General features: G+C 64.3%; 22 protein-coding genes. 10 read left to right on the forward strand and 12 right to left on the reverse strand.

The genetic code is table 11. The features are described from left to right. Positions 1–44 precede the first annotated feature (44 nt). Entirely contained in the window at positions 45–1,688 is a 1,644-nt protein-coding gene (gene groL, locus ACODS2_RS19735) for a chaperonin GroEL (RefSeq protein ID WP_489000307.1), read from the forward strand. 83 nt (positions 1,689–1,771) lie between these two features. Here the strand turns inward: groL and ACODS2_RS19740 are convergent, their stop codons facing one another. Further along, positions 1,772–2,500, reverse strand: a complete 729-nt coding sequence (locus ACODS2_RS19740; RefSeq protein ID WP_489000308.1) for a TetR/AcrR family transcriptional regulator — start codon at positions 2,498–2,500, stop codon at positions 1,772–1,774. On the opposite strand from ACODS2_RS19740, the gene ACODS2_RS19745 reads away from it, so the two are divergent. From ACODS2_RS19745 to ACODS2_RS19760, 4 genes are all read left to right on the forward strand, one after another. Beyond that, positions 2,450–3,850: an 8'-apo-carotenoid 13,14-cleaving dioxygenase gene (locus ACODS2_RS19745; RefSeq protein WP_489000309.1), complete on the forward strand. Its 1,401-nt coding sequence runs from the start codon at positions 2,450–2,452 to the stop codon at positions 3,848–3,850. The genes ACODS2_RS19740 and ACODS2_RS19745 overlap by 51 nt on opposite strands. 102 nt (positions 3,851–3,952) lie before the next feature. Then, entirely contained in the window at positions 3,953–5,140 is a 1,188-nt protein-coding gene (locus ACODS2_RS19750) for a serine hydrolase domain-containing protein (RefSeq protein ID WP_489000310.1), read from the forward strand. Positions 5,141–5,388: 248 nt separating this feature from the next. Next, entirely contained in the window at positions 5,389–7,059 is a 1,671-nt protein-coding gene (locus ACODS2_RS19755) for a M20/M25/M40 family metallo-hydrolase (RefSeq protein WP_489000311.1), read from the forward strand. A gap of 105 nt (positions 7,060–7,164) precedes the next feature. Next, positions 7,165–7,986 (forward strand): ferredoxin--NADP reductase, encoded by an 822-nt coding sequence (locus ACODS2_RS19760; protein WP_298173560.1) that lies wholly within the window; start codon positions 7,165–7,167, stop codon positions 7,984–7,986. On the opposite strand, the gene ACODS2_RS19765 is transcribed toward ACODS2_RS19760, so the two are convergent. The 5 genes from ACODS2_RS19765 to sciP form a co-directional block, all read right to left on the reverse strand. After that, a complete protein-coding gene (locus tag ACODS2_RS19765; protein ID WP_489000312.1) occupies positions 7,983–8,504 on the reverse strand; it encodes a GNAT family N-acetyltransferase in 522 nt (173 codons plus the stop codon). The two genes, ACODS2_RS19760 and ACODS2_RS19765, sit on opposite strands and share 4 nt — an antisense overlap. Next, complete coding sequence (locus ACODS2_RS19770) at positions 8,501–9,715, reverse strand: DUF445 domain-containing protein (protein WP_489000313.1); 1,215 nt, start codon at positions 9,713–9,715, stop codon at positions 8,501–8,503. Before ACODS2_RS19770 ends, ACODS2_RS19765 begins: the two co-directional genes overlap by 4 nt. 83 nt (positions 9,716–9,798) lie before the next feature. Beyond that, positions 9,799–12,978 carry an efflux RND transporter permease subunit gene (locus ACODS2_RS19775; protein WP_489000314.1) on the reverse strand — a complete coding sequence of 1,060 codons (3,180 nt, stop codon included), beginning with the start codon at positions 12,976–12,978 and terminating at the stop codon, positions 9,799–9,801. 15 nt (positions 12,979–12,993) lie between these two features. Further along, the gene (locus ACODS2_RS19780; RefSeq protein WP_489000440.1) at positions 12,994–14,211 is read right to left on the reverse strand and encodes an efflux RND transporter periplasmic adaptor subunit; all 1,218 of its coding nucleotides are present in this window, start codon (positions 14,209–14,211) and stop codon (positions 12,994–12,996) included. Positions 14,212–14,574: 363 nt separating this feature from the next. Continuing rightward, positions 14,575–14,874: a CtrA inhibitor SciP gene (gene sciP / locus ACODS2_RS19785; RefSeq protein WP_147159651.1), complete on the reverse strand. Its 300-nt coding sequence runs from the start codon at positions 14,872–14,874 to the stop codon at positions 14,575–14,577. 509 nt (positions 14,875–15,383) lie between these two features. Here sciP and mnmA point away from each other — a divergent pair. Continuing rightward, the gene (mnmA, locus tag ACODS2_RS19790; protein WP_489000315.1) at positions 15,384–16,607 is read left to right on the forward strand and encodes a tRNA 2-thiouridine(34) synthase MnmA; all 1,224 of its coding nucleotides are present in this window, start codon (positions 15,384–15,386) and stop codon (positions 16,605–16,607) included. Between the two features lie 7 nt (positions 16,608–16,614). Here the strand turns inward: mnmA and ACODS2_RS19795 are convergent, their stop codons facing one another. After that, positions 16,615–16,980 (reverse strand): hypothetical protein, encoded by a 366-nt coding sequence (locus ACODS2_RS19795; protein WP_489000316.1) that lies wholly within the window; start codon positions 16,978–16,980, stop codon positions 16,615–16,617. Positions 16,981–17,019: 39 nt separating this feature from the next. Between ACODS2_RS19795 and ACODS2_RS19800 the strand changes: the two genes are divergently transcribed. After that, a complete protein-coding gene (locus ACODS2_RS19800; protein ID WP_489000317.1) occupies positions 17,020–18,150 on the forward strand; it encodes a serine hydrolase domain-containing protein in 1,131 nt (376 codons plus the stop codon). 6 nt (positions 18,151–18,156) lie between these two features. On the opposite strand, the gene ACODS2_RS19805 is transcribed toward ACODS2_RS19800, so the two are convergent. After that, positions 18,157–19,137: a cation diffusion facilitator family transporter gene (locus ACODS2_RS19805; RefSeq protein WP_489000318.1), complete on the reverse strand. Its 981-nt coding sequence runs from the start codon at positions 19,135–19,137 to the stop codon at positions 18,157–18,159. Between the two features lie 19 nt (positions 19,138–19,156). Further along, positions 19,157–19,786 carry a pyridoxamine 5'-phosphate oxidase gene (pdxH, locus tag ACODS2_RS19810; protein WP_489000319.1) on the reverse strand — a complete coding sequence of 210 codons (630 nt, stop codon included), beginning with the start codon at positions 19,784–19,786 and terminating at the stop codon, positions 19,157–19,159. A 99-nt stretch (positions 19,787–19,885) separates the two neighbouring features. Between pdxH and ACODS2_RS19815 the strand changes: the two genes are divergently transcribed. From ACODS2_RS19815 to fabI, 3 genes are read left to right on the forward strand one after another with little or no spacing between them, the layout of a single operon-like run. Then, the gene (locus tag ACODS2_RS19815; RefSeq protein WP_489000320.1) at positions 19,886–20,836 is read left to right on the forward strand and encodes a DnaJ C-terminal domain-containing protein; all 951 of its coding nucleotides are present in this window, start codon (positions 19,886–19,888) and stop codon (positions 20,834–20,836) included. A 4-nt stretch (positions 20,837–20,840) separates the two neighbouring features. Then, positions 20,841–21,887, forward strand: a complete 1,047-nt coding sequence (locus ACODS2_RS19820; protein WP_489000321.1) for a YihY/virulence factor BrkB family protein — start codon at positions 20,841–20,843, stop codon at positions 21,885–21,887. A gap of 13 nt (positions 21,888–21,900) precedes the next feature. Next, complete coding sequence (fabI, locus tag ACODS2_RS19825; protein WP_489000322.1) at positions 21,901–22,734, forward strand: enoyl-ACP reductase FabI; 834 nt, start codon at positions 21,901–21,903, stop codon at positions 22,732–22,734. Between the two features lie 17 nt (positions 22,735–22,751). On the opposite strand, the gene ACODS2_RS19830 is transcribed toward fabI, so the two are convergent. The 3 genes from ACODS2_RS19830 to ACODS2_RS19840 all read right to left on the reverse strand — a co-directional run bounded on the left by ACODS2_RS19830 (position 22,752) and on the right by ACODS2_RS19840 (position 24,459). After that, positions 22,752–23,354, reverse strand: a complete 603-nt coding sequence (locus ACODS2_RS19830; RefSeq protein WP_489000323.1) for a hypothetical protein — start codon at positions 23,352–23,354, stop codon at positions 22,752–22,754. 104 nt (positions 23,355–23,458) lie between these two features. Further along, complete coding sequence (locus tag ACODS2_RS19835; protein ID WP_298173603.1) at positions 23,459–23,971, reverse strand: demethoxyubiquinone hydroxylase family protein; 513 nt, start codon at positions 23,969–23,971, stop codon at positions 23,459–23,461. Beyond that, the gene (locus ACODS2_RS19840) at positions 23,968–24,459 is read right to left on the reverse strand and encodes a disulfide bond formation protein B (protein WP_489000324.1); all 492 of its coding nucleotides are present in this window, start codon (positions 24,457–24,459) and stop codon (positions 23,968–23,970) included. Before ACODS2_RS19840 ends, ACODS2_RS19835 begins: the two co-directional genes overlap by 4 nt. Between the last annotated feature and the right edge of the window lie 4 nt (positions 24,460–24,463).

The following is a 24,463-nucleotide window of genomic DNA, read 5'->3' on the forward strand; positions in this document are numbered from 1 at the left end:
TCCGGATTTCCTGACCCAACTCTTTTCATTCAAAGGAAAACATCATGGCTGCCAAGGACGTAAAGTTCGGCCGCGACGCTCGTGAGCGCATTCTGCGCGGCGTCGACATCCTCGCAGATGCCGTCAAGGTCACGCTGGGCCCCAAGGGCCGCAATGTCGTGATCGACAAGAGCTTCGGCGCGCCCCGCATCACCAAGGACGGCGTCACCGTCGCCAAGGAAATCGAGCTCAAGGACAAGTTCGAGAACATGGGCGCGCAGATGCTGCGCGAAGTCGCCTCGAAGACCAACGACCTCGCCGGTGACGGCACCACCACCGCCACCGTTCTGGCCCAGGCGATCGTGCGCGAAGGCATGACCTCGGTCGCCGCCGGCATGAACCCGATGGACCTGAAGCGCGGCATCGATCTCGCCGTCAGCAAGGTTGTCGAGGACCTCAAGGCCCGCTCGACCCCGGTCGCCGGCACCGCCGAAATCGCCCAGGTCGGCATCATCTCGGCCAATGGCGACGTCGAAGTCGGCCAGAAGATCGCCGAAGCGATGGACAAGGTCGGCAAGGAAGGCGTGATCACCGTGGAAGAGGCCAAGGGCCTCGAATTCGAACTCGATGTCGTCGAAGGCATGCAGTTCGACCGCGGCTACCTCTCGCCCTACTTCATCACCAACCCCGACAAGATGACGGTCGAGCTCGACAGCCCCTACATCCTCATCCACGAGAAGAAGCTCTCGTCGCTTCAGGCGATGCTGCCGGTTCTCGAGGCCGTGGTGCAGACCGGTCGTCCGCTCCTCATCATCGCCGAGGACATCGAAGGCGAAGCGCTTGCCACCCTCGTGGTCAACAAGCTGCGCGGCGGCCTCAAGGTCGCAGCCGTCAAGGCTCCGGGCTTCGGTGATCGCCGCAAGGCCATGCTGGGCGATATCGCCACGCTGACCGCCGGCGAGATGATCTCCGAAGACCTCGGCATCAAGCTCGAGAGCGTCACGCTCGCGATGCTCGGCCAGGCCAAGAAGGTCACGATCGACAAGGACAACACCACGATCGTCGATGGTGCCGGTTCGGCTGACGAGATCAAGGCCCGCGTCGAGCAGATCCGCGCCCAGATCGAAGTCACCACCAGCGACTACGACCGCGAGAAGCTGCAGGAACGTCTGGCCAAGCTGGCTGGCGGTGTGGCCGTGATCAAGGTTGGCGGCGCTTCGGAAGTCGAAGTCAAGGAGCGCAAGGACCGCGTCGACGACGCCCTCCACGCGACCCGCGCTGCGGTCGAAGAAGGCATCGTCCCCGGCGGCGGTACGGCTCTGCTCTACGCAACCAAGGCCCTCGTCGGCCTCAAGGGCGCCAACGATGACCAGACCAAGGGCATCGACATCGTCCGCCGTGCGATCCTCGCGCCGATCCGGCAGATCGCCACGAACGCCGGCCACGATGGCGCGGTCGTTTCGGGCAACCTGCTGCGCGAAGGCGATGAGACCCAGGGCTTCAACGCTGCGACCGACACCTACGAAAACCTGAAGGCCGCTGGCGTGATCGACCCCACCAAGGTCGTGCGCACCGCGCTTCAGGACGCCGCGTCGGTTGCCGGTCTGCTGATCACGACCGAAGCCGCGATCATCGAGCGTCCGGAAGACAAGGCCGCGATGCCCCCGATGGGCGGCGGCATGGGCGGTATGGGCGGCATGGACTTCTAAGTCCTTCGCCGTTCAAGCCGACAAGAATTGGGGCCGGAGGGGAAACCTTCCGGCCCTTTTTCTGTGCCGCCAGGATGCGCTTGTCACAAACGTTGCGGCCACATCGAAGGGCCGTCGATCACCTGATCGATCAAGGCTTCATCGGCGGGTAGCTGGCCGTCCAGCATCAGCATCGCAAGGCCGTGGACCAGCGCCCAAGCCTGCAGCGCAAAGCGGCGGGCGGCTGCCTTGTCACCACCGGTAACCTTCGCCGCGAGCCCCAGCAGCATGTCCGCCGCAAGATTGCCCTCTGGCAAGCCATCGCTGCGCATGTCGCAATGCGTGAAGACGAGGCGGAACAGCCCCGGGTTCGCCAGCGCGAATCGCACATAGGCGCGGCCGGTTGCGGAGAAAGCCTGATCCCCCGCATCTTCCGCCGCGCGCTGCTGCAATTGGCCAAGCCTGGCCAGCCCTTCCATGGCCATGGCCGTGAGCAGCGCCCGCTTGTCGGGGAAATGCCGATAGACGGCCGTCGCGGAAACACCCACTTCGCGTGCCAACCCACGCAGCGAAATCTCTGAAATATCCGTGCTTTCCAGGGCCTGCAGGCCAGCCGACACCAAGGCTGCCCGCAAATCGCCATGGTGATAGGCGCGCTGCTCCACAATTGATGTTGACACTGTTAGCATCGCCTCTATGTTTACAGCATAAACATCTACGGGGAGTTCTGTGCTGTGGCAAGCATCGTCGAAACCACCATTCGCACTGTCGTGACCAAGGGCGTGGAAACGGTCGCTGGCATCAATCGCAAGCGCCAGCGCAGAGACCGCCAACACGCGTTCCTTTCAGGGCTTCACACCCCGGTGAGCGAGGAGCGGACGATCACCGATCTCACCGTCACTGGCACGATCCCGGCGGACCTCTCCGGCCGCTATGTCCGCATCGGCCCGAACCCGTTCAAGCCCGATCCGCGCGGGCATCACTGGTTCGTCGGCGATGGCATGGTCCACGGCGTCTACCTCAAGGGCGGAAAGGCCGAGTGGTATCGGAACCGCTACATCCGCTCGCGCAAGCTTGAGGCGCAGGGCGGTCCGTCCGCAGCACCCGGGCCGCGTCTTTCGGCAGACTTCGATACGGTCAACACCAACGTGATCGGCCACAACGGCAAGACCTGGGCGCTGGTCGAGGCGGGCAGCTTCCCGGTCGAGCTTTCGCACGATCTCGAAAGCGTGGCCTACACCGATCTGGAAGGCACCTTGCGCGTGCCCTTTACCGCCCACCCGCACGAGGATCCGCAGACCGGCGAGCTCCACGCCATCACCTACAACGGCACCACGCACGACAAGGTCTGGTATGTGCGGGTATCGCCCGAAGGCTCGGTAACGCGCGAAGTGACCATCCCTGTCGAACACGGCCCTTCGATCCACGAATCCAGCCTGACCGCGCGCTACGTACTGATCTTCGATCTGCCGGTGACCTTCTCGATGAGCGCGGTCATCGGCGGCGCGACGTTCCCCTACAGGTGGAATCCCGATCACAAGGCGCGCGTCGGCCTTCTCCCGCGCGAAGGCGGCGCGGACGAGATCATCTGGTGTGAGGTCGATCCGCTCTACGTCTTCCATGTCAGCAACAGCTACGATGCCGAAGATGGCACGGTCGTGGTCGATCTTTGCGCCTATGAGACGATGTTCGAGCCTGCAGGCAGCGGCGGGGTGGACGGGCCCGTCGGCAAGCCGCTCGGCCTTGAGCGTTGGGTCATCGATCCCGCCGCCCGCGCGGTCAGCCGCAAGACGATCGACGCCACGCCGCAGGAATTCCCGCGCCCGGACGAGCGCTTCTTTGGCCAGCCCTATCGCTATGCGTGGTCCATGGGCCTCGCCACCGATGATCCAGCAAACTTCATCGGCCATGCCCCGATCTTCGCGTTCGATCTGCACACGGGCGAGCGCACGGTTCGCGACTTCGGACCGGCCAAGGTGCCGGGAGAATTCGTGTTCGTGCCGCAGAGCGCCGATGCCCCCGAAGGCCACGGCTGGCTGATGGGCTATGTGATCGATGGCGCGAGCGGGACGACGGATCTCGTCATCCTCGATGCGCAGGACATCGCGGGCGAGCCGGTCGCCACCGTCCATATCCCCTGCCGCATCCCGCCGGGTTTCCACGGCAACTGGATCGCCGACTGACGGCAACTGCGTAGAGCGACCGGCGAAGGCGGCCGTCTACTGGACAGCCGCCCCCGGTTCGCTAGTTTCCCCCTCAAATCATGGGACAAGAGGGGGAACGGCATGCGCAAGAGGACAATCGCTCTGGGATTGGCGGCGCTTGCCGTGCTCGGCGGCCTTGGCTGGTATGCCAGCCTCGATGCCGAAACGCGCGGCCTGCTCGCGGCCATGCCGACCAACCGCGATGTGCTGATGTGGACGGTCCCGCAGCGCGATGCCGCCTTCCGCGCCATGGACCGCTTGCCCGTGCTTGCCGAAGCACACGAAATCGCCGCCTCGGATCACCCTTTGCCGCTGCCAGCGGGCAAGCCGCTCACTGTGCCGGGAATCGATGGCTACATGGCCAGCCAGCGCGCTGCCGGGCTGGTGATCGTGCAGGACGGCAAGGTCCGACTGGAACGCTACGGGCTGGGGTTCGATGCCAAGGGCCGCTGGACCAGCTTCTCCGTGGCGAAATCTTTCACCTCCACGCTGGTCGGCGCGGCGATCAAGGACGGCTATATCAAGAGCCTCGATGACAAGGTCAGCCAATACATCCCGGACCTCAAGGGCTCGGCCTATGACGATGTGAGCGTGGCGCAGCTCCTCACCATGAGTTCGGGCGTGCGCTGGAACGAGGACTACGAGGACCCCAAGGCCGACGTCGCCCTGTTCAACAATGCCGAGCCCGAGAAGGGCATGGACGCGACGGTGAGCTATATGCGCAAGCTCCCCCGCGCGCATCCGCCGGGCACGGTGTGGCACTACAACACCGGCGAGACCAACCTGATCGGCGTGCTCGTGTCCTCTGCCACGAAGAAGCCGCTCTCGCAGTATCTTGAAGAGAAGATCTGGAAGCCCGTCGGCATGGAAGCCAAGGCCACCTGGCTGCTCGGCAAGACCGGGCATGAGATCGCCGGCTGCTGCCTGCAAGCCGCGACGCGCGATTTTGCGCGCATGGGCCTGTTCGTCCTCGCGAATGGCAACGCTGCTGGCCAGCAGATCGTGCCGGCGGACTGGTTTGCGGCGGCGATCCACAAGCAGAAGGACATCGGCGAGCCGGGCAAGGGCTATGGCTACCAGTGGTGGACCTATGATGATGGCTCGGTCGCCGCGCAGGGCATCTTCGGGCAGGGCATCTTCATCGATCCCAAGCGCCGGCTGGTGATCGCCAGCAATGCTGACTGGACCCGCGCCACCAAGGGTCCCGAAGGCGATGCGCGCGAAGCGTTCTACCAGAAGGTTCAGGCGCTGATCGACGCGGGCAACTGATCAGGCCGCGATTTCACGCTGTCCTACAGGCAGCCCGGCGGGGTAGGACTCGGGGCATGCCCGTCACGCCCTCCTCCGCCGATCGCCTGCCTGTTTTCCTTCGCGAAACCGGGGGCCGGAGTTTTCGCTCTGGACTGTGTCAACTGTGTCAACCTGACCTAGATTCGGCGCGACTCCCCCAAGTACCAATGGACAAGTCCGCCGGGCGGCCCCTAGGCCCTCGGATCGATTGGGCAGGGGGAATGGCGATGGTCAAGGCAGCGTGGGGCGCAGCCCTCGGAATATTGGCGTGGTCCAGCGCGGCCCACGCCGAAGGGGCGAAGCTCGCACCCGTGCCGGCCGCCCAGGCCCCGGGCTACGAACAGATCCGCGAGGCGGACCTGCGCGCCGACCTCACGTTCATCGCCTCCGATGCGCTGCTCGGCCGTATGTCGCTCCAGCCCGGCGATGACGCTGCGGTCCAGTGGATCGCCGCCGAATTCGCCAAGGCCGGCCTCCAGCCCGCCGCGACCGATGCGAAGGGTGCGCCCAGCTGGTACCAGAACGTGCCGCTGGTCGAATACCGTCCCAACCCCGCCGCCAATTCCCTCACCCTGCGCCTCGGCACCACTGAACAAAGCTGGAAGGCGCCCGACATGCTTGGCGGCTTCCGCGATGATATCGATATTGCCGCCCCGCTCGCCTTTGCCGGCTATGGCATCAGCGCACCCGGTGTCGGCTACGACGATTACAAGGGCCTCGACGTACGCGGAAAGGTCGTCCTCGTGTTCGAACACGAACCGCAGGAAAACGATCCGGCCTCGCGCTTCAACGGCACCGGCAACACCCGCCACGCAACCAACCGCGTCAAGGCCCTGAACGCGCAGGCCCACGGCGCGCTGGCCCTGCTTGTCGTGGCCGAACCGAACCGCAAGCACCCCTCCAACCTCGAGCGTGTAAACCGCATCGGCGGCAGCGCAAGGCGCGTCCCCCCGCTGCCCGGCCAGGCGCTGCCGGATGACGAACTGCGCATTCCCGTGCTCACTGTTTCCGATGCGGTCGGCGCGGCCTTGCTGGCCAAGGCCGGGATGACCCCGCCGGCGCTGCAGTCGGCGATTGATAGCGGCCTCACCCCGCAGTCGCGCCCGCTCGCTGATACCACCGTTGCGCTCCATCTCGAAAACACCGCGCGCAGCCGCGGCGTTTCGGCGAACGTGGTCGGCCTGTTGCCGGGCTCGGACCCCACGCTTGCGCCCGAAACCGTGATCGTCAGCGCCCACCATGATCATGATGGCAGCACCACCGGCAATGGGGGCCAGGAGATCTGGCACGGAGCGGACGACAACGGCTCCGGCACCGTCGGCGTGGTGGCGCTGGCGCGGGCCTTCATGGCCAATCCGGTGAAGCCGAAGCGCTCGATTCTTTTTGCCGTGTTCGCGGCGGAGGAGCGCGGTCTGCTCGGCAGCTACTACATGGCGATGCACCCGCTGCGCCCGCTGGCCACCACCCGGGCAATGATCAATTTCGACATGATCGGCCGCAACGAGGAGCCGAGCGACCAGACCACCGGGTTGATCGAGATCCCCAAGGATACCACCAACCGGCTGAACCTGATCGGCGCAACCTACAGTCCCGATTTCAACCGCACCGTGCAGTCCGCCAATCGCAGCGTCGGGCTTGATCTCGATGACCGGTTCGATCACGAGAACGCGCTCAACGTGTTTTTTCGCAGCGACCAGTTTCCCTTCGTTCTGAAGGATGTACCGGCGATGTGGTTCAACACCGGCTTTCATCCCGATTACCACCACACCACCGACACTGCCGACCGGATCAACTACGTGAAAATGACGAAGATCGTGAAACTGGCCTATCTCTCCGCCTGGCGTTTCGCCAGCGAGGCCGCGCCTCCGGCCTTCATGCCCGATCCGGCGGGCCACTGACATCCCCAGCCGCCTCGCACTGTCCCGTCCGGGAAGTGTGAAATCAATTTGACAGTCTATCTGTGAGGACTGATTGTCACCCATCCGGCAGCATCGCTGCAAGCCATGGAGGGCCGCCTCTTGCCCGACCAGTTTCCCCTTGAACCCACCCCCAGCCTTTCGGTCGAGACAGTCGTTTCGGTGCGCCACTGGAATGACTTCCTGTTTTCCTTCACGATCACCCGCCCGCCGAGCTTCCGTTTTCGGTCTGGCGAGTTCGTGATGATCGGGCTGATGGGCGACAACGGTCGCCCGCTGCTGCGCGCTTACTCAATGGCCTCGCCCGCCTACGACGAGGTGCTGGAATTCCTTTCGATCAAGGTGCCGGACGGTCCGCTCACGTCGCGCCTCCAGAAGATCAAGGAGGGCGATCACATCTATCTCGGCCGCAAGCCGACCGGCACGCTGGTGGCCGATGCGCTACTCCCGGGTCGTCGCCTTTTCCTGCTGGGCACCGGCACCGGCCTGGCACCATGGATGTCGCTGATCCGCGACCCCGATATCTACGACCGGTTCGAGCAGATCGCGGTGGTCCACTCGGTGCGTGGTGTATCCGATCTTGCCTATCGCGAGACATTGGAAGCCCGGCTGGCCGATGATCCGCTGGTGGGTGAGATGGCGGCGGAACGGCTGACCTACATCCCCACCGTCACTCGCGAGCCCTTCCACACCAATAAGCGCATCGAAGGCCTGATGCTCGATGGCACGCTGTTTCAAGGTTCGCTGGGCGAGCCCAAGAACTTCGACCCGGTGCACGACCGGGTCATGCTTTGCGGCTCGATGACGATGATCAAGGAAGTCGCCGCCATGCTCGAAGGCTTCGGGTTCACCGAGGGTGCGAATTCGCATCCCGGCGAGTACGTGATCGAGCGCGCCTTCGTCGGCTAGGGCAGCCGTTCCAGCAGGATCAACGTGCCGCCCTCATCTTCGTGCGCATCATAGCGGACGAAGCCAAGTTTGTCGGCCACGGCTAGCGACGGCAGGTTGGTGTCGTTGATCATGCAGGCCACCCTGCGGTGCGGGAATGCCGCATCGAACCAGCCGAGCGAGGCGCGCGCAGCCTCGCTCGCCACCCCTTGCCCCCATGTCTTGCGGGCGAAGATCCAACCGATCTCAGGCGTATCATCGAGGCCATGTGCGAACCCGCGCCACGAATGGAACACGCCGCAGATACCCAGCACCTCGTCCGATCCGCGCGCGCGGCAAGTGAAAATGCCATAGCCGTACAGCGCCCATGATCCCGCGTTGCGGCAAAGCCGATTGAACTCCTCGACAGCGCCGGTCGGTCGGCTGCCGAGATGGCGGCGGACTTCGTCGTCCGCCAGGAGATCGATCATGGCGGCATGATCGCGCGGCGCAGGTCGCCAAAGGTCGAGGCGGTCGGTCGAGAGTTCGGGTCCAGTCATAGTGCTACATCTACTGCGTGGATCGCCAACCCGACAAGCCCGCCGACCAACGTGCCGTTGATGCGGATGAACTGAAGGTCACGGCCGACCGCGCCCTCGATGCGATCGGTCACGGTTCGTGCATCCCAGCGGCGCACGGTTTCGGAAACCAGCCGGACAATCTCCCCGCCATAGCGCGTGGCGACACCGACCAAGGTTCGTCGCGCAAAGCGGTTGACGAGGATCTGCAGGCGCGAGTCATGCTGCAAAGCGCGGCCCAGCTCGGCCAGCGAGGCACCGATGCGGTCACCCCCATCTGCCGCCCCGCTGCCGCCAGAGCGGACTGCGCGCAGCAGCTGAGCTCGCCCGCGCTCCCACAGGCCATCAAGCCATGCCGCGAACGCCGGGTTGGCCAGGACATCCCGTTTCATAGCTTCGACCCGCGCGTGCATGGCAGGATCGTTCACCAGAGCTTCTGCCAGCGCATGCAGGCTCTCCTCGATCTTCAATCGCAGCGGATGATCCTCGATCACCACGGTCTCGGCGAGAAGCTTGTAGAGACCGTCGAGAATGCCGTTGGCCAGACGCTCGTCGAGACCCGTCCAGCGCATCACCGTATTCGCCTTGTCGTGGATCATGCGGCGCACGAGATCCTCGTTGGCTTCCAGAGCTTCGGCTGACCGGCGGATCAGGGCTTCGATCAACGGCATGTGGCGGCCTTCCGCGATCATGGCGGAAAGCAGGTTGCCCAGCAGCGGCGCCAGTGCGAGCCGCTCGATCCGGCTGCGCAGCGCGGCTTTGGCCATCCCGCCAAGCTTTTCCTGATCTAGCGATTCCAGCACATCGGCAATGAGGCTTGCCGCACCCGCCCCAAGCCGGCCTTCGCCGGGGCGCGGGTTGGCGAGGTACTGGCCGGCGGCGCTGGCCGCATTCAGGCCACGCAGGCGGCGCGCGACAACCGGCGGGGTGAGGAAGTTTGCGCGGAGAAATGCCGCCATCGAATCGGCAATGCGATCCTTGTTCTCCGGGATGATCGCGGTGTGCGGAATGGGCAGGCCAAGCGGATGGCGGAACAGTGCGGTAACCGCGAACCAGTCCGCGAGGCCGCCAACCATGGCCGCCTCGGCAAAGGCGCGCAGGAACCCCCAGCCGGCATAGTTTGCCTCAAGCTGCCTTGCAGCAAGGAACAGCGCGGCCATCAGCAAAAGCAGCGCTGTTGCGAAAAGCCGCATGCGGCGCGCAGGATCAGCCATCGGACGCATGTGAGCCGATAGTTCTGGCGCAGAGCTGGCGGAAGGTCCTCCTGGCGTCGCGATCACTCCGCCGGGAAGGCCTCGCCTGCAGCGTGCTGGTGCTGATCACGCGCAGCTTCACGCGGATCGTATGAGAGCACCCTCCGTCCGATCCACGGACCGACCCGCTTCTCGAGGCCGTCAGCAAGGCTGAACCCTGCCGGAACAAGCAGCAGCGTAAGTAGCGTCGAGAGCGCTAGGCCGCCGATCACGACAATGCCCATCGGTGCACGCCAGCCCGCGTCGCCACCGAGCGAAACCGCCGTTGGCACCATGCCCGCAATCATCGCCACGGTGGTCATCACGATCGGCTGGGCGCGCTTGTGCCCGGCTTCGATGATCGCATCGAGCTTGGGAGTACCCTTGGCCATTTCCTCGATCGCGAAGTCGATGAGCAGGATCGAGTTCTTCGCAACAATCCCGAACAGCATGAGGACACCGATGAACACAGGCAGCGAGAGCGCCTGACCCGTCGCCAGCAGCAGCAGTAGTCCGCCCAGCGGCGCGAGGAACAGCGAGCCCATGTTGACGAGCGGCGAGATGAAGCGGCGATAGAGCAGCACCAGTACGGAGAAGACCAGCAGCACGCCTGCCGCCAGTGCGACCATGAAGTTGTAGAGCATTTCCTCCTGCCAGCGATCTTCACCGGCAGGAGCATTCGAGACACCCTGGGGCAGATTCCGCATGATCGGCAGCGCCTTGATCGCGGCATCCGCGGTGCCCTTGACAACGCCCGGCGGCAAATCCGCCCCGACGAACACGCGGCGGTTCTGATTGTAGCGCTGGATGCTGGTCGGTCCTGAGCCGAAGCCGATGGTCGCCACGCGCGAAAGCGGGACCGATCCGCCGGAGATGGTCGGAACCGGGAGATTTTCCAGCGTGGACAAATCGCGACGCGACGCGACAGGCAGCTTTACCCGGATCGGCACCTGGCGATCCGAAAGTGAGAACTTCGCGCTGTTCTGGTCGATCTCACCCTGTGTCGCGATGCGGATGACCTGGCTCAGTTGCTGGGTCGTCACGCCAAGCGAAGCGGCCAGATCGAGGTGCGGCGTGATCACGATTTCCGGGCGGCGCAAATCGGCGCTGATGCGCGGAGCCACGACTTCCTTGAGTTGACTCATCTGTTCGACAAGTGTCTGCGCCGTCTTCTGCAGGAGATCCGGATCGGAACCGGACAACATGACGCTGATAGCGCGCCCAGAACCGCCGCCGGGACCGCCGCCGTTCTGGTTCATGAAGCTGACGCGCGCATCTGCGACCTTCTGAAGCCGCGGCGTGAGAGCGCGTTCGAACTCGATGCTGGACCGCTTGCGATCACGCTTCAGTTCCAGGAACACGCGGCCATTGCCTTCGTTGATGCGCTCCAACGCAACATCGATCTCGGGTTCGTCCTTCACGAGCGATAGCACTTCGTCGACCTTGCGCTCGGTCTGTTCGATCGTGGTTCCCGGCACCATCTCGATCGTGATGCGGCTGAAATCGCCGTCAGTCTCCGGGAAGAACTGCGATGGGATGGCCATGAACAGCACAACAGTGAAGGCCAAGGCGCCCACTGCAACGCCCATCATCCACAAGCGGTGATCGCGCAGCCGCGCGCGGAACCAACGCCGCGGGAAGCGCTCGCGATAGGAGGTAACGCTGCGGGTATCGAGCGACCATTCTAGCACGCGCATATAACGCTGCATCCATGGCCCGTTGCCATGTTCCGCCTGACCGTGGGCCTTGAGGAAGTAGGCCGCGATCATCGGAGTGATCATTCGGGCAACCAGCAGCGAGAACAGCACCGCGATGACCACGGTAAGGCCAAAGTTCTTGAAGAACTGGCCGGAGACGCCAGGCATCAGCGCAACCGGCAGGAACACCGCCACGATCGAGAAAGTCGTCGCGACCACCGCGAGGCCGATCTCGTCCGCCGCGTCGATGGCCGCCTGATAGGCGGACTTGCCCATGCGCATGTGTCGGACGATATTCTCGATCTCCACGATCGCATCGTCCACGAGAACGCCCGCGACAAGGCCGAGCGCAAGCAGCGACATCGTGTTGAGCGTGAAGCCGATCAGGCTCATCAGCCAGAACGTGGGGATCGACGAGAGCGGGATGGCGATCGCCGAAACAATCGTCGCGCGCCAATCACGCAGGAAGAAGAACACCACGATCACCGCGAGCACAGCGCCTTCGACCATCGCCGACATCGACGACTTGTACTGGTCCTTGGTGTAGCCCACGCTTGAGAACAGCTGGATGAAGTGGACGCGACCGCCCTGCTCCTTCTCGATCTTGCCGAGTTCCTTGACCGTGTCATCGAACACGCTGACATCGGATTCGCCGCGCGCGCGGGCGATGCTGAAGGTCACCACCGGCTTGCCGTTGCTCTTGGCGATGGAGGTGATTTCGCTGAAGCTGTCGCGCACGTCAGCTACGTCGGACAAGCGAACGGTCCGGCCGTTTGAAATGCCGACTTGTGTGCGGGAGAGCTCGAAAGCGCTCGCCGCATTGCCGAGCACACGCACGGCCTGACGCGAGCCGGCCACTTCGGCACGCCCGCCCGCAGCGTTCAGATTGACCTGACGCAGCGCCGCATTGATCTGCGTGGCGGTGACGCCCTGGGCTTTCATGCGCATCGGATCGAGGGTGACCGCGATTTCGCGGTTTACCCCGCCGTTGCGCTCGACCTCGGCCATGCCGGGCACCGACAGCAGCCGTTTGCGCACCGTATCGTCGATGAACCACGAAAGCTGTTCGATGGTCATGTCGTCGGCAGAAACGGCGAAGTATGCGATCGCGTCGGACGAGGTCTGCGCCTTGACCACTTGCGGTTCAAGGATGCCCTCGGGCAGATCGCCGCGCACCTGATCGACCGCGTTCTTGACCTCGTTCACCGCAGCATTGATGTCCGTGCCGATGGCGAACTGGACCATCGTCTGGCTGGAGCCTTCGGTGGCCGTCGAGCTCAGCGTGTCCACCCCAGCGATCGTCCGCACCGCGGATTCGATCCGCTGGGTGATCTGGTTCTCGATCTCGGTCGGCGCTGCACCCGGCTGGGAGATGGTGACAATGACCAGCGGAAACTCGATGTCCGGCTGGTCCTGCACCTTCATGCTCATGAAGGCCATAATCCCGGCCAGAGTGAGGCCGAGGAACAGGACGATCGGCACCACCGGGTTGCGGATGGACCAGGCGGAGATGTTGCGGAAGTTCATGGTGGCCGTCCCTGCTTACGAGCCGGGGCGGGCAGCGGGAGCGGTAGCGTTTGCGGTGACGGGGCGCACGACATCGCCGGGGTTGAGGAAGCCGCCCGCACGCAGCACGATCCGCTCATTGCCCGCGAGACCGTCGGTCACAACAATGCCTTGCGCGGTCACGTCACCGGTCTTCACACTGCGGCGCGAGACCTTGTTGCCCTGATCCACCACGTAGACGAACGGACCCTGCTGGTCTGACAGGATGGCCGATTCCGGAAGCATCGGTGCCGTCACGGAACCACTGCGGATCTGCGCGCTTGCGAACCCACCAGGGCGCAAGGCCCGATCATACGCCAGCGCGATGCGCGCGACCCCTTCGCGCGTCTGTGCATCGATCGTGGGCGAAAGCTGCCAGATCTGGCCGGTATATGGCTTGTCGGTACCAACGGGGGTCACTTCGGCCGATTGGCCCACAGCGAGCCGCGCGAGATCGTTTTCAGCGAGCCGCGCCTGCATCTCGAACTGGCCATCCTTGGCAATCCGGAACAGAACGCCACTGCCGGGGCTGACAATCTGACCCGGCTCGACACCACGAGTGAGAACGAGGCCCGCTGCCGGCGCAACGATATTCAGCCGCGCGCTGCTTGCACGAAGCTGGCCGAGTTCGGCAGATGCGACGCTCACTTGCGCGACCGCCGCATCGCGGGTCGCGGTGAGCCGATCAACATCGGCCTTGGAAATGAAACCGCGCTCGACCAGCTTGAGCGCACGGTCGAGATTGGCTTGTGCAATGCGAGCGTTGGCACGCTGGACTTCGATGTTGGCTGCCTGTCCGGCGATCTGCTGCGCCTGCACGGAACGATCGACCACGGCGAGAACCTGCCCGGCACGCACCCAGTCGCCCGCATCGACCAGCACGCTGATGACGCGTCCACCTTCACCGGCAATCCCGACCGGCATCTCGCGCCGTGCGGCAATGGTGCCACTGGCCGTGATCGATCCTGTCACATTGGTGCGGCCCGGGGTGATGACGCTGACCGACTGGGCCTGCGAGTTGCTGGCCGATGCAGCGTCTGTCGGTGCCGGCGACTTGTGCATGAAATACCAGCCGAAGCCGAGCGCAATTGCGATCAGGACCGCAACGATCACAAGGCGGCGCTGTCCACCGCCCGCTGAACCGAAATCACCATCACCCACTGCTGGGTCAATGGCGGGCTGCAGCCCGGATCTGATTTTCGTTTCATAATTCATGTCGTTCACGTGCCTTAGTCCCGGTCGGGCGCCGAACAGCCGGGGATAGGGGCCGATCCCCATCCTGACGGAAGTGTGTTATCTGACTATATCACTTCCCGCAAGCGCGGGTAGCGACGCTGTGCCGCACGCAATCGTAGTCTTAGCGCTGCATCCGACGAGTGACAATTGCGGCTCGACGAAGCGCATGAACAAATGATTCGAGCGTTGCGACGATGCAACCGCAATCGTGCTTTGAACCCAACCCTTGAGGGCAATCCCAAGCAAAGGACCCAAAGCAGATAGCCCAAAGCAAATGGCCGCCCCGATGATCGGGACGGCCATTGCATGAAGCAGAGCGCTTGTCTGACCGATGCCGGCGAATCAGAACTTGAGTTGGCGTTCGTAAAGATCGCGGTAGTGCTGGATGCGCGTCACGCGCAGGCCCTGCATGCCCGAGCGATCAACCGCGCGTTGCCAGGAAGCGAATTCCTCGAGCGTGAGGCTGTAGCGCTCGCACACCTCGTCGATCGTGAGGAGACCGCCATTAACGGCTGCGACGACCTCGGCCTTGCGGCGAACGACCCAACGCGTGGTCGATGGCGGCGGAAGACTGTCCAGCGTCAGCGGCTCGCCAAGGGGGCCAATAACTTGCGACGGCTTGATTTTCTGATTCTCAATCATGTCAATTCTCGTCTGGTCGACGTTGCGGGGCGACTTCGGGAGGTGACCCTTCTTTGCCGTTCACGTCATTTCCATTCGCTGAAGAGGCGGGGTTAACAGGCCCTTCAGATTCCATTTCAACGCTCCGGAGCAACACCGCAGCCGATTCATGGAAACTGAAGCCCTTTCCGCCGTGGGGTCCGGATGCGCCGCTGTCCGAACCTGAGTTGCGGGAGATCACCAATCCTGACCCGGCCCCGGGAAGCACGCCGCGCGTATCGTGCGCCGCCACGAGCCGCGCGCAGAGCTCGCTCCAACCGAGCGGGCGCAACCCGCGGCCCGAATCGCCCGGTGGCTGTGGCCATGAATCGGAAAATCTCATCTCCATGAGCGGGTCTCTAGCCCACGGTCCAATAAAGGAGGGTAAACTGCCCCTTCACCAAGAGTTAGGTTTTGCGGAGAGTGCGCCGTCCCCGCCAAGGGGCTTTTTTGACCTGCCGCTCGCCTCCGAAAGGGCCTATGGGGCCAGAATGCAAAGCAAGTTGGGCACAAACGGAACCCCTGCAGAGACCGAAAACGAGTCTCCGGCGGCGGCCACGCTTCCGCTGCGCGAGAGCGAGGCCGCAGAACTTTTTTCACTTCCGCAAGGAAATGGGCCGCGGCGAATCGTCGTTGCCATGTCGGGTGGTGTCGATAGTTCGGTGGTCGCCGGGCTGGCGGCTGCAAGCGGCGCCGAAGTGATCGGCGTGACGCTGCAACTCTATGACTATGGCGCTGCGACTGGTCGCAAAGGCGCCTGCTGCGCAGGCGATGATATCCGCGACGCCCGCGCCGTCGCCGACCGGCTCGGCATCGCGCACTACGTGTTTGACCATGAGTCGCGTTTTCGCGAGGACGTGGTCGAGCGATTTGCCGACGACTATCTCGCCGGGCGCACCCCGATCCCCTGCATTCGCTGCAACATGGGGCCCAAGTTCACCGACCTGCTCACCATGGCGCGCGACCTTGGGGCGGACTGCCTCGCCACGGGGCACTACGTGCGGCGCATCGAGGGCGCGCAAGGGCCGGAGTTGCATCGCGCCATCGATCCTGCACGCGATCAGTCCTACTTCCTCTATGGCACCACCGAGGAACAGCTGGCGTTTCTCCGCTTCCCCCTTGGCGGTCTGCCCAAGTCGGAGGTTCGCGCGATGGCGGCCGCGCTCGGCCTTGGTGTCGCGACCAAGCCCGACAGCCAGGATATCTGCTTCGTTCCGGATGGCGACTATGCGGCGATCGTGACGAAGATGCGGCCGCAAGGTTCTGCGCCGGGCGAGATTGTTCATGCCGCGACCGGGGCGGTGCTGGGCACGCATCGCGGCGTCATCCACTATACAGTAGGCCAGCGGCGCGGTCTCGAGATCGGCGGACAGAGCGAACCGCTCTATGTGACGGCGTTGGACGCATCGGCGCGGCGGGTGATGGTGGGGCCCAAGGCCATGCTGGCCGTCGGCTCGGCGCGGCTGGGTGAAACCAACCGCATCGGCGCGATGCCGCCCGCAGCAGCTTCGATCACCGCCAAGGTGCGCTCGCTCGCAAAGCCAGTGCCGGTTTCGATCGAGGGCGAACTGGGTGAAGGAGCCACTTGCCGTATCCGCTTCCAGCAGCCCGAATTCGGTGTGGCGCCGGGCCAAGCGGCCGTGCTCTATGACGGTGACCGCGTAATCGGCGGTGGCTGGATCGAAGAAACCTCGCCCTGGGCCGAAAGCGCGTAGCGCCCTGTCAGTTCCCCCAAGGCTCCATCACGCAGCCCCAGCCCTCGCGATAAGTTGCGGTCTGCCGTGCGATCAGCGGAAACCGCGCGGTTACGCTGCGTGCGGTGGCATCCTCGGTCAAGGTGATAAGGTCCATGCCCGGTTCGAAATCCTTGCGGCAATCGCCGAGCGGTCTGCCCCCGACAAAGCGGCAGGAACACGTGACGCGCGCGCCATAGGCAGCGCCCGTAACGGCGTAGCCATGCAGCTGCGGCCACACGAAGGCCCCGCCGCCAGCAAGGATTGCAAGCGCGAGCAGGGCCCAGCGCAAGCGCCGCCGGCGCGGCTGGGTGGAGGAAGAGACCGGTTTGGGGGAAGCAGCTGGTTTGGCCATTGCCATGCGGGGTCGATCTGGAGAAAAGCTGGCCACCTGATGGCCCGACGCTCTCTTGCCTTTATCGCCCCGCTTGCGCTTGTGCCAGCCCTGTTCGGTTGCAGCCCTGCTGCACCACCTGCGCCGCCCCCGGTTTCTGCGGAAGCGCTCAAGGCGGTCTCGGCCAATCCCGGCGTACCGCGCGAAGAACTGGCACGCCGGGTCGATGCGCTGTTCAGCGAGTCAGACGCGGCCGAAACACGCTCCGTGATCGTGATGCAAGGCGGGCGCGTCATCGCCGAGCGGTATGCGCCGGGCTACCACGAGAACACCCGCTTCGTGAGCTGGTCGATGGCCAAGTCGATCACCGGTGTCATGATCGGGATGCTGATTTCGGATGGCCGGCTGCGGTTGGACGAGCCGGCACCCATTCCCGCCTGGCAGCGCCCCGGTGATCCGCGCGGCGAAATCACGCTGCGCCAGCTGCTCCAGATGCGCTCCGGCCTGCGCCATGCCGAAGCCGTTGCGCCGCCATGGAAATCCGATGAAGTACGCATGCTGTTCCTCGATGGACGTGACGCGATGGCGCGCTACGCGGAGGACCAGCCGCTGCAGTATGAGCCGGGCCGCAAGTGGGTCTACTCGACAGCGACAAGCGTCATTCTCGCCGATCTCGCCGCGCGCGTGCTCTCACCGGCGCCTGACCCCGAAAGCCGCCGCCGCGCGGTTGCGGAGTACCTGAGGACGCGCTTGTTCGACCCGGTCGGCATGCGCTCGATGGTGCCAGAGTTCGACGCATCAGGCACCCTGATCGGCGGCAGCCTGATTCACGGCACGGCACGCGATTGGGCGCGCTTCGGCGAATTCCTGCGCAATCGCGGCGCCGTGGCGGGTGCCCAGCTCGTCCCCCGCCAGTGGATCGATTTCATGGTCACCCCGTCTCCGCGCGAAGCGCAGTACGGCGCACAGATCTGGCTCAACCGTACGCCGACAACGGGCAAACCCGCCCTGTTCCCGGAACGCGGCCCGCGCGACCTGTTCGCCTGTCTTGGTCACCTTGGCCAGTTTGTGCTGGTCTCGCCGTCTCGCCAGCTCGTCGTCGTCCGTCTCGGGAAGACACAGGAAGACCAGCTCGATCTGGTAACCGCACGACTGGGTGCGCTTGTCGCGCTGTTTCCGCGAAGCCGGTAGGCCCCTTCAGCGCCGGGCAGGCGCGCCCTGGGCCAGCAGCGCGGGGCTGGTACCATCGGGCGCGGACGCAAGCAGATCCTGCGCACCGAGCGCTGCCTCATCGACATGGCCATCGGGATCGGGATGGATCAGGATCTCGACACCTGGGAATGCTTCGAGCAGTTTTGCCTCGATCTCGTCCATGACCCGGTGCGCTTCGGTCACGGTCATGCGTCCATCGACCCAGACGTGAAACTGCACGAAATCGCGGTTGCCGCTGGTGCGGGTGCGAAGATCGTGCAAGCCCTTGAGCTCCGGATGCTGGGCAACGACCGCAAGAAACCGCTCGCGCTTTTCGAGCGGCCATTCGTGATCCATCAACTGCTCGATCGCGGCCTGCGATGCCCCCCAGGCGCCCCAGCCCAGCCACAACGCAATGCCGAACGCAAACACGGCATCCGCACCGGCCAGGCCCAGCCAGTGATCGAGTGCCAGTGCGGCAATCACCGCGATATTCAGCACCAGATCCGATGAATAGTGTAGATTGTCCGTCGCAATGGCGAGGCTGCCCGTCGCCCGGATCACGCGGCGCTGATAGCCAAGCAGAAAGAACGTCGCCGCAATCGCAACGAGGGAAACCAGCATGCCGGCTTCCGCATCGGCGGGGCGTCCGCCGCCGAGAAACTCATCGACGGCACGCCATGCAAGGCCAAGCGCCGAAAGCGAGATCAGCACGACCTGGAACATGGCCGTTAGAGCCTCGGCTTTGCCATGACCGAACCGGTGGTTTGCGTCGGCAGGCTGCGCGCCGATCCAGACTCCGAGCAGCGTCGCCAGACTGGCGACCAGATCGAGCCCGGTATCGGCAAGGCTGCCGAGCATGGCCGTGGAGCCAGTGGTGACCGCCGCATAGCCCTTCATCGCCAGCAGCATCGCCGCAACAGCGATGCTGGCGTAAGCAGCACGGCGATTGAGCTCGCCGTGATCGGGGCTGCGGGTCATGTCCATCCTGAAATCGTGCTGTCTCTCACGGATAAAGCAGCGAACTGGCCCACTGGTTCCCGTCGAGACGGGTGAAACGGCGGCGTTCGTGAAGGCGGAAGGCACGGTCCTGCCAGAATTCGATCGCATGGGGCGTCACGCGGTAGCCGGACCAATGTGCCGGGCGCGGCACCGATCCATCAGGATACTCGGCCCGCAATGCTTCAACCCGCGCCATGTAAACTTCGCGCGAAGGCAATGGACGGGACTGATCGGACGCCGCCGAGCCAAGCCGCGATTCGGGATGGCGGCTGGCGAAGTAGGCGTCCGCTTCGGCCGGCGTGACTTCCTTGATCGTCCCTTCGATCCGCACCTGCCGGCGCAGGCTCTTCCAGTGGAAGAGCAGTGCGACCTGGGGATTGGCCGCCAGTTCCCCGCCCTTGCGGCTTTCGAAATTGGTGTAGAAGACAAATCCGTCAGATCCGTGGCCCTTGAGCAGAACCATGCGCACCGAAGGGGCCGCGCCCGGCGTTGCCGTCGCCAGCGCCATAGCATTCGGATCGTTGGGCTCGCTCGCCTTCGCTTCGGCAAACCACGCCTCGAAAATCGCGAAGGGCTCAGACCCGGGAATGGCATCGTCGTTCATATCGGTGGGCACGGCTTGGGTCCTGTCCATTCCAGATAACGGTCATTCAGATGCGTTCGCCCTAGCTTAGCCGAGCCTGAGTGCAAAGCGAGCCTTGCGGGTAGGCGGGCGTGACCCTAGCTAGAGGGTATGGCTGATCCTTATTCCATTCTTGGCGTGCCGCGCACCGCGAGCGAGAAGGACATCAAGTCCGCCTATCGCACGCTGGCAAAGGAACTGCACCCCGATCGCAATGCAGGAAAGCCGAACGCGGCGGAGCGCTTCGCCGAAGTGACTCAGGCGTACGACCTGCTTTCCGACAAGGACAAACGAGCCCGGTTCGATCGTGGGGAGATCGATGCGGACGGAAATCCCGCTGGTCCCTTCGGCTTCGGTGGCGGCGCGGGCGGCGGCTTTGCCGGGGCACAGCGCGGCTATCGCCATGATGGCTTCGAAGGGTTTGGCGGTGGCGGCAGCAGCAGCGAAGGCATCGATCTTGGCGACATCTTCGAAGGCCTTTTCGGTGGGCGCGGCGGGATGGGCGCTGGCCCCGGCGCAGGCGCGCGGCGCCGCCCGGCTCCGCGCGGCGCGAACGTCACCTATGCACTCAAGGTTCCTTTCAATGAGGCAGCCCGCCGTGAACCGCAGCGGGTCACTCTGGCCGATGGCAAAACCATCGACCTCAAGCTGCCACCCGGCCTGATCGATGGGCAGCAGGTCCGCCTCGGCGGCAAGGGCGAACAGGGGCCCGGCGGGTTCGGCGATGCCATCGTGACAATCGAAATCCAGCCCAGCCCCCATTTCGAGCGAGATGGCGACAATATCCTGCTCGAAGTGCCGATCAGTCTCGATGAGGCGATCGAAGGCGCGAAGGTGAGGATCCCGACGGTTGAAGGACCGGTGATGATGACCGTCGCGCCGGGCAGCACCAGCGGCAAGACGCTCCGGCTCAAGGGTCGCGGCTTCACGCGCAAGAACGGCGAGCACGGGGATCAGTTGGTAACGCTGCTGGTCGACATCCCGGCCGACGATCCCGACCTCAAAGCCCGCCTGGAGGGATGGCGCGACAGCCGCGACTTGCGCGCCAGGTTTGCAGTCTAGCGGCATGGATGGCGACGCCGCTGTGCCGCCGCCGCCCGGCACCGCCGCACCAAGCCAGCCGGTAGCAGACCTCTCGCCCGAAGCGCGGCGCCGCGCGGCGCTGGCGCAGCGTCCGGACCTCGCCAGCAGGAGCGGCCCTCGCTCGTTTCGTGTCCGATCGCTCGAAGTGCTCCGCAGGATGTGGGTAGGGGTGATTTACGACGGCACGATCCATGCGGGCAACTTCGCCTACATGGTGCTCATCGCCCTGTTTCCTTTCTTCATCACCGGCGCTGCAATGTTCTCGCTGGTGGGCGAGGCAAACGACCGGACGGCGGCGGTGAACACCGTTTTGATGGCCATGCCGCCAGTGGTTGCAAACGTGCTCTCGCCTGTCGCCCATGCCGTGATCGAGGCGCGGACTGGTGGATTGTTGTGGATCGGCGGCCTTGTCGGCCTGTGGACGGTTGGCAGTCTGGTCGAGACAATTCGGGATATCCTGCGGCGAGCCTACGGTACCGGTCTGGTCCATGCATTCTGGCGCTACCGGCTGATGTCGACCGGGCTGATCATCGCGTCTGTCGTGCTGATTCTCGTCTCGATCGCCGCGCAGGTGCTGATCGGCACGGTGATGGAGACGGTGACGACCTTTCTGCCAAGGGCGACAAGCCTGATCGACACGCTGGCGCTCTACCGCGTGATCCCTGCGCTGGTGCTGTTCGGTTCGCTGTGGCTGCTCTTCATCTCGTTGACCCCCGGAGCCTACAGCGCCCGGATCTATCCAAAGTGGCCGGGTGCGCTCTTCGTCACGCTCTGGTGGCTGGCCGTCACCACGATCTTGCCCAAGCTGCTGCGGCACATGTTCGTCTACGATCTGACCTACGGCAGCCTTGCCGGGGTGATGATCACGCTTTTCTTTTTTTGGCTGATTGGCCTAGGGATGGTCATAGGAGCCGAACTCAACGCTGCTCTGGCCGAAGCGCCGGAAGAGCGGGACCTGGTTGGGCAGTCCGACAACCGGGCTCGCGCCGCGAAAGCAGGTGCGACCGTCCAGACGCAACAGGATGAGTGAAGCAAGGGGTCGCATGACAGGACTTATGGAAGGAAAGCGTGGCCTGATCATGGGCCTCGCCAATGACAAGTCGCTCGCATGGGGGATTGCCCGCAAGCTGCACGAGCAAGGCGCCGAGCTCGCTTTTTCCTATCAGGGGGAAGCGCTCGAAAAGCGGGTGCGTCCGCTGGCCGCCAGCCTTGGCAGCGATTTCCTGCTCGAATGCGATGTTTCCGACATGGCCGCGCTTGATACTGCGTTCGACACGCTGGCCGCGCGCTGGCCCACGATCGACTTCCTCGTCCACGCGATCGGCTTTTCGGACAAGACCGAGCTGCGGGGCAAGTTCATGGACACCTCGCTCGACAACTTCCTGATGACCATGAACATCTCGGTCTACAGCATGGTCGCCGTGACCCGGCGCGCGGCGGCGATGATGCCGCAAGTGGAAGACGAGAGCGGTGTGGTGAGCGGTGGGGGCTCCATCCTGACGCTGACCTACTACGGCGCCGAAAAGGTGGTTCCGCACTACAATGTCATGGGCGTCGCCAAGGCCGCGCTGGAGGCCAGCGTGCGCTACCTCGCCAACGACTGCGGCCCGCAGGGCATCCGCGTCAACGCGCTGTCTGCCGGTCCGATCAAGACGCTGGCGGCAAGCGGAATCGGCGATTTCCGCTATATTCTGAAGTGGAACGAGCTCAATTCGCCGCTGCGGCGCAATGTCACGATCGACGATGTTGGCGGAGCCGGCCTCTACCTGCTGTCCGACCTCGCGTCAGGCGTGACGGGCGAAGTGCATCACGTCGATTCGGGATATCACACCGTAGGCATGAAGCAGGAAGACGCACCGGATATCGCGCTGGGCTGACCAGCGCCCGCAGGCCATCAGGGCTGGGGCGGAGTGGTCAAGGGCGTAGCAGGCGAAGGTGCCTCCGGCGCGGCGGGCTTCGTCTCACCGTCGCGCTCGCGCTTGAGCTTTGCCTCGTACTCCTTCTCGAGCACTTCAACGCGGGCTTGCTCTGCCGCAGTGTCGGCATCGATCGTTTTGAGCCGCTTTGCGCGCTCCTCTTCGATCAGCTTGCCGAACTGAACATCGCTGCTCTGCTTCTTTTCGGCGTAGGCGCTGTTGATGAGCTGCGACATGCAGCCCGTGGCACCGCCCGCACCGACCGGCGAACAGGAATTGGTGCCGAAGGCTCCCACGGTCTCGTAAGCCTTTACGCGTTGGGTCCAGCCCTGATTGACCGAATCATTGGGATTATCGCGCAGCGGCTTGGGAATGCGGAACCGCTCGGATTCGTCCTTGCGGGCGCAGACCGTAATCGAGCCATCGGACGATGCCGGGCAGGGATCGTCACCATAGACGATCAGCTGGTTGATCTTCTCGGTCGGATTGTCCTGCGTCTGCGCGGCAGCAGGCAACGGCGCTCCAAGCAGCGCGACGAGAGCCAAGGCGGGGGCAAGGGCGGCGGCAGAACGGCGCTTCATCGCAGGTAAGCTCCAGCTTGGGGGTCGTGCCGGTTGATATAGGGCCTCTACCGCGTGAACGATAGCTGAAGTCCATGCCTTGCGGTGGATCAAGCCTTGCCCGATCAGATACGTTTCGAGACGGCGATGGCCACGCGGCAGCCCATGCGGATTGCATTGAACAGCAGCGGATAGGCCGGCGCCCGCTCTGCGCCGGATGCCAGCGCCGTATCGCGATGCTCGCGCTCGTCATCACGAAACTCGCGGATCATCCCGGAAAGCTCCGGATCATCTTCACCAAGTTGTTCAAGCTGCTCGGTGTAATGACGGTCGATCTCTGTTTCGATCGCGGCGGTGCAGGCCATCGCCGCTTCGGGGCCAATCAGCGCGGTGGCTGCGCCAAGCGCAAAGCCGGCAGCGGACCAGAGCGGTTGCAACGCTGTGGGGCGCACGCCGCGCTTGATCAGCAGGGCATCGAAGCGTTCGCGGTGCACAGCTTCCTGCTGCGCCATCGCCGCGATCTCACCCGAGATCGACGTGCGGTCTCCCATCACCGCCAGTTGCCCGGCGTAGATGCGGATCGCGCCGAATTCACCGGCTTGGTTGACCCGCAGCATCACTTCGCGTGTTTCAGTCATCGTGAAAGTCCCTTGCTGCGGCGGCCGATAAGCACGAGGATCAGCACGGCGCTGGCGACCGAAATCAGGAAATTGAAGCCCGCAAGGCTAATGCCGAACATGGTCCAGGCTGGCGTATCGCACCGGATCAGCGGAACATTCATGATGGACGCAAGCGGATCGTTGCCAAGGCTGGTCGACGAGCAAGCCGTCGGCCCCTGCCACCAGCCGTACTCCACACCCGCGTGAAAGGCGCCGATCGCCCCGCTGATTCCGATCGCCAGGGCGGCCAGCGCAACCAGCGCTCTGCCGAGGCGTGTTCCCCGGGTGGCAAGCCCGCCCAGCGCGAAGGCAATCGCCGCAAAATGGGGATAGCGCTGCCACCAGCACATTTCGCATGGAGCGAGGCCGAAGGCGTATTGCGCGACATACACAGCCGTGATCAGCGCCGCCGGCACCGCCAGTGCGAGCAGATAGGCGCCCTGCGCAGCGCTTTTGGCAGACGTCACCACG

The organism is Novosphingobium sp. FG137 (assembly GCF_057809735.1).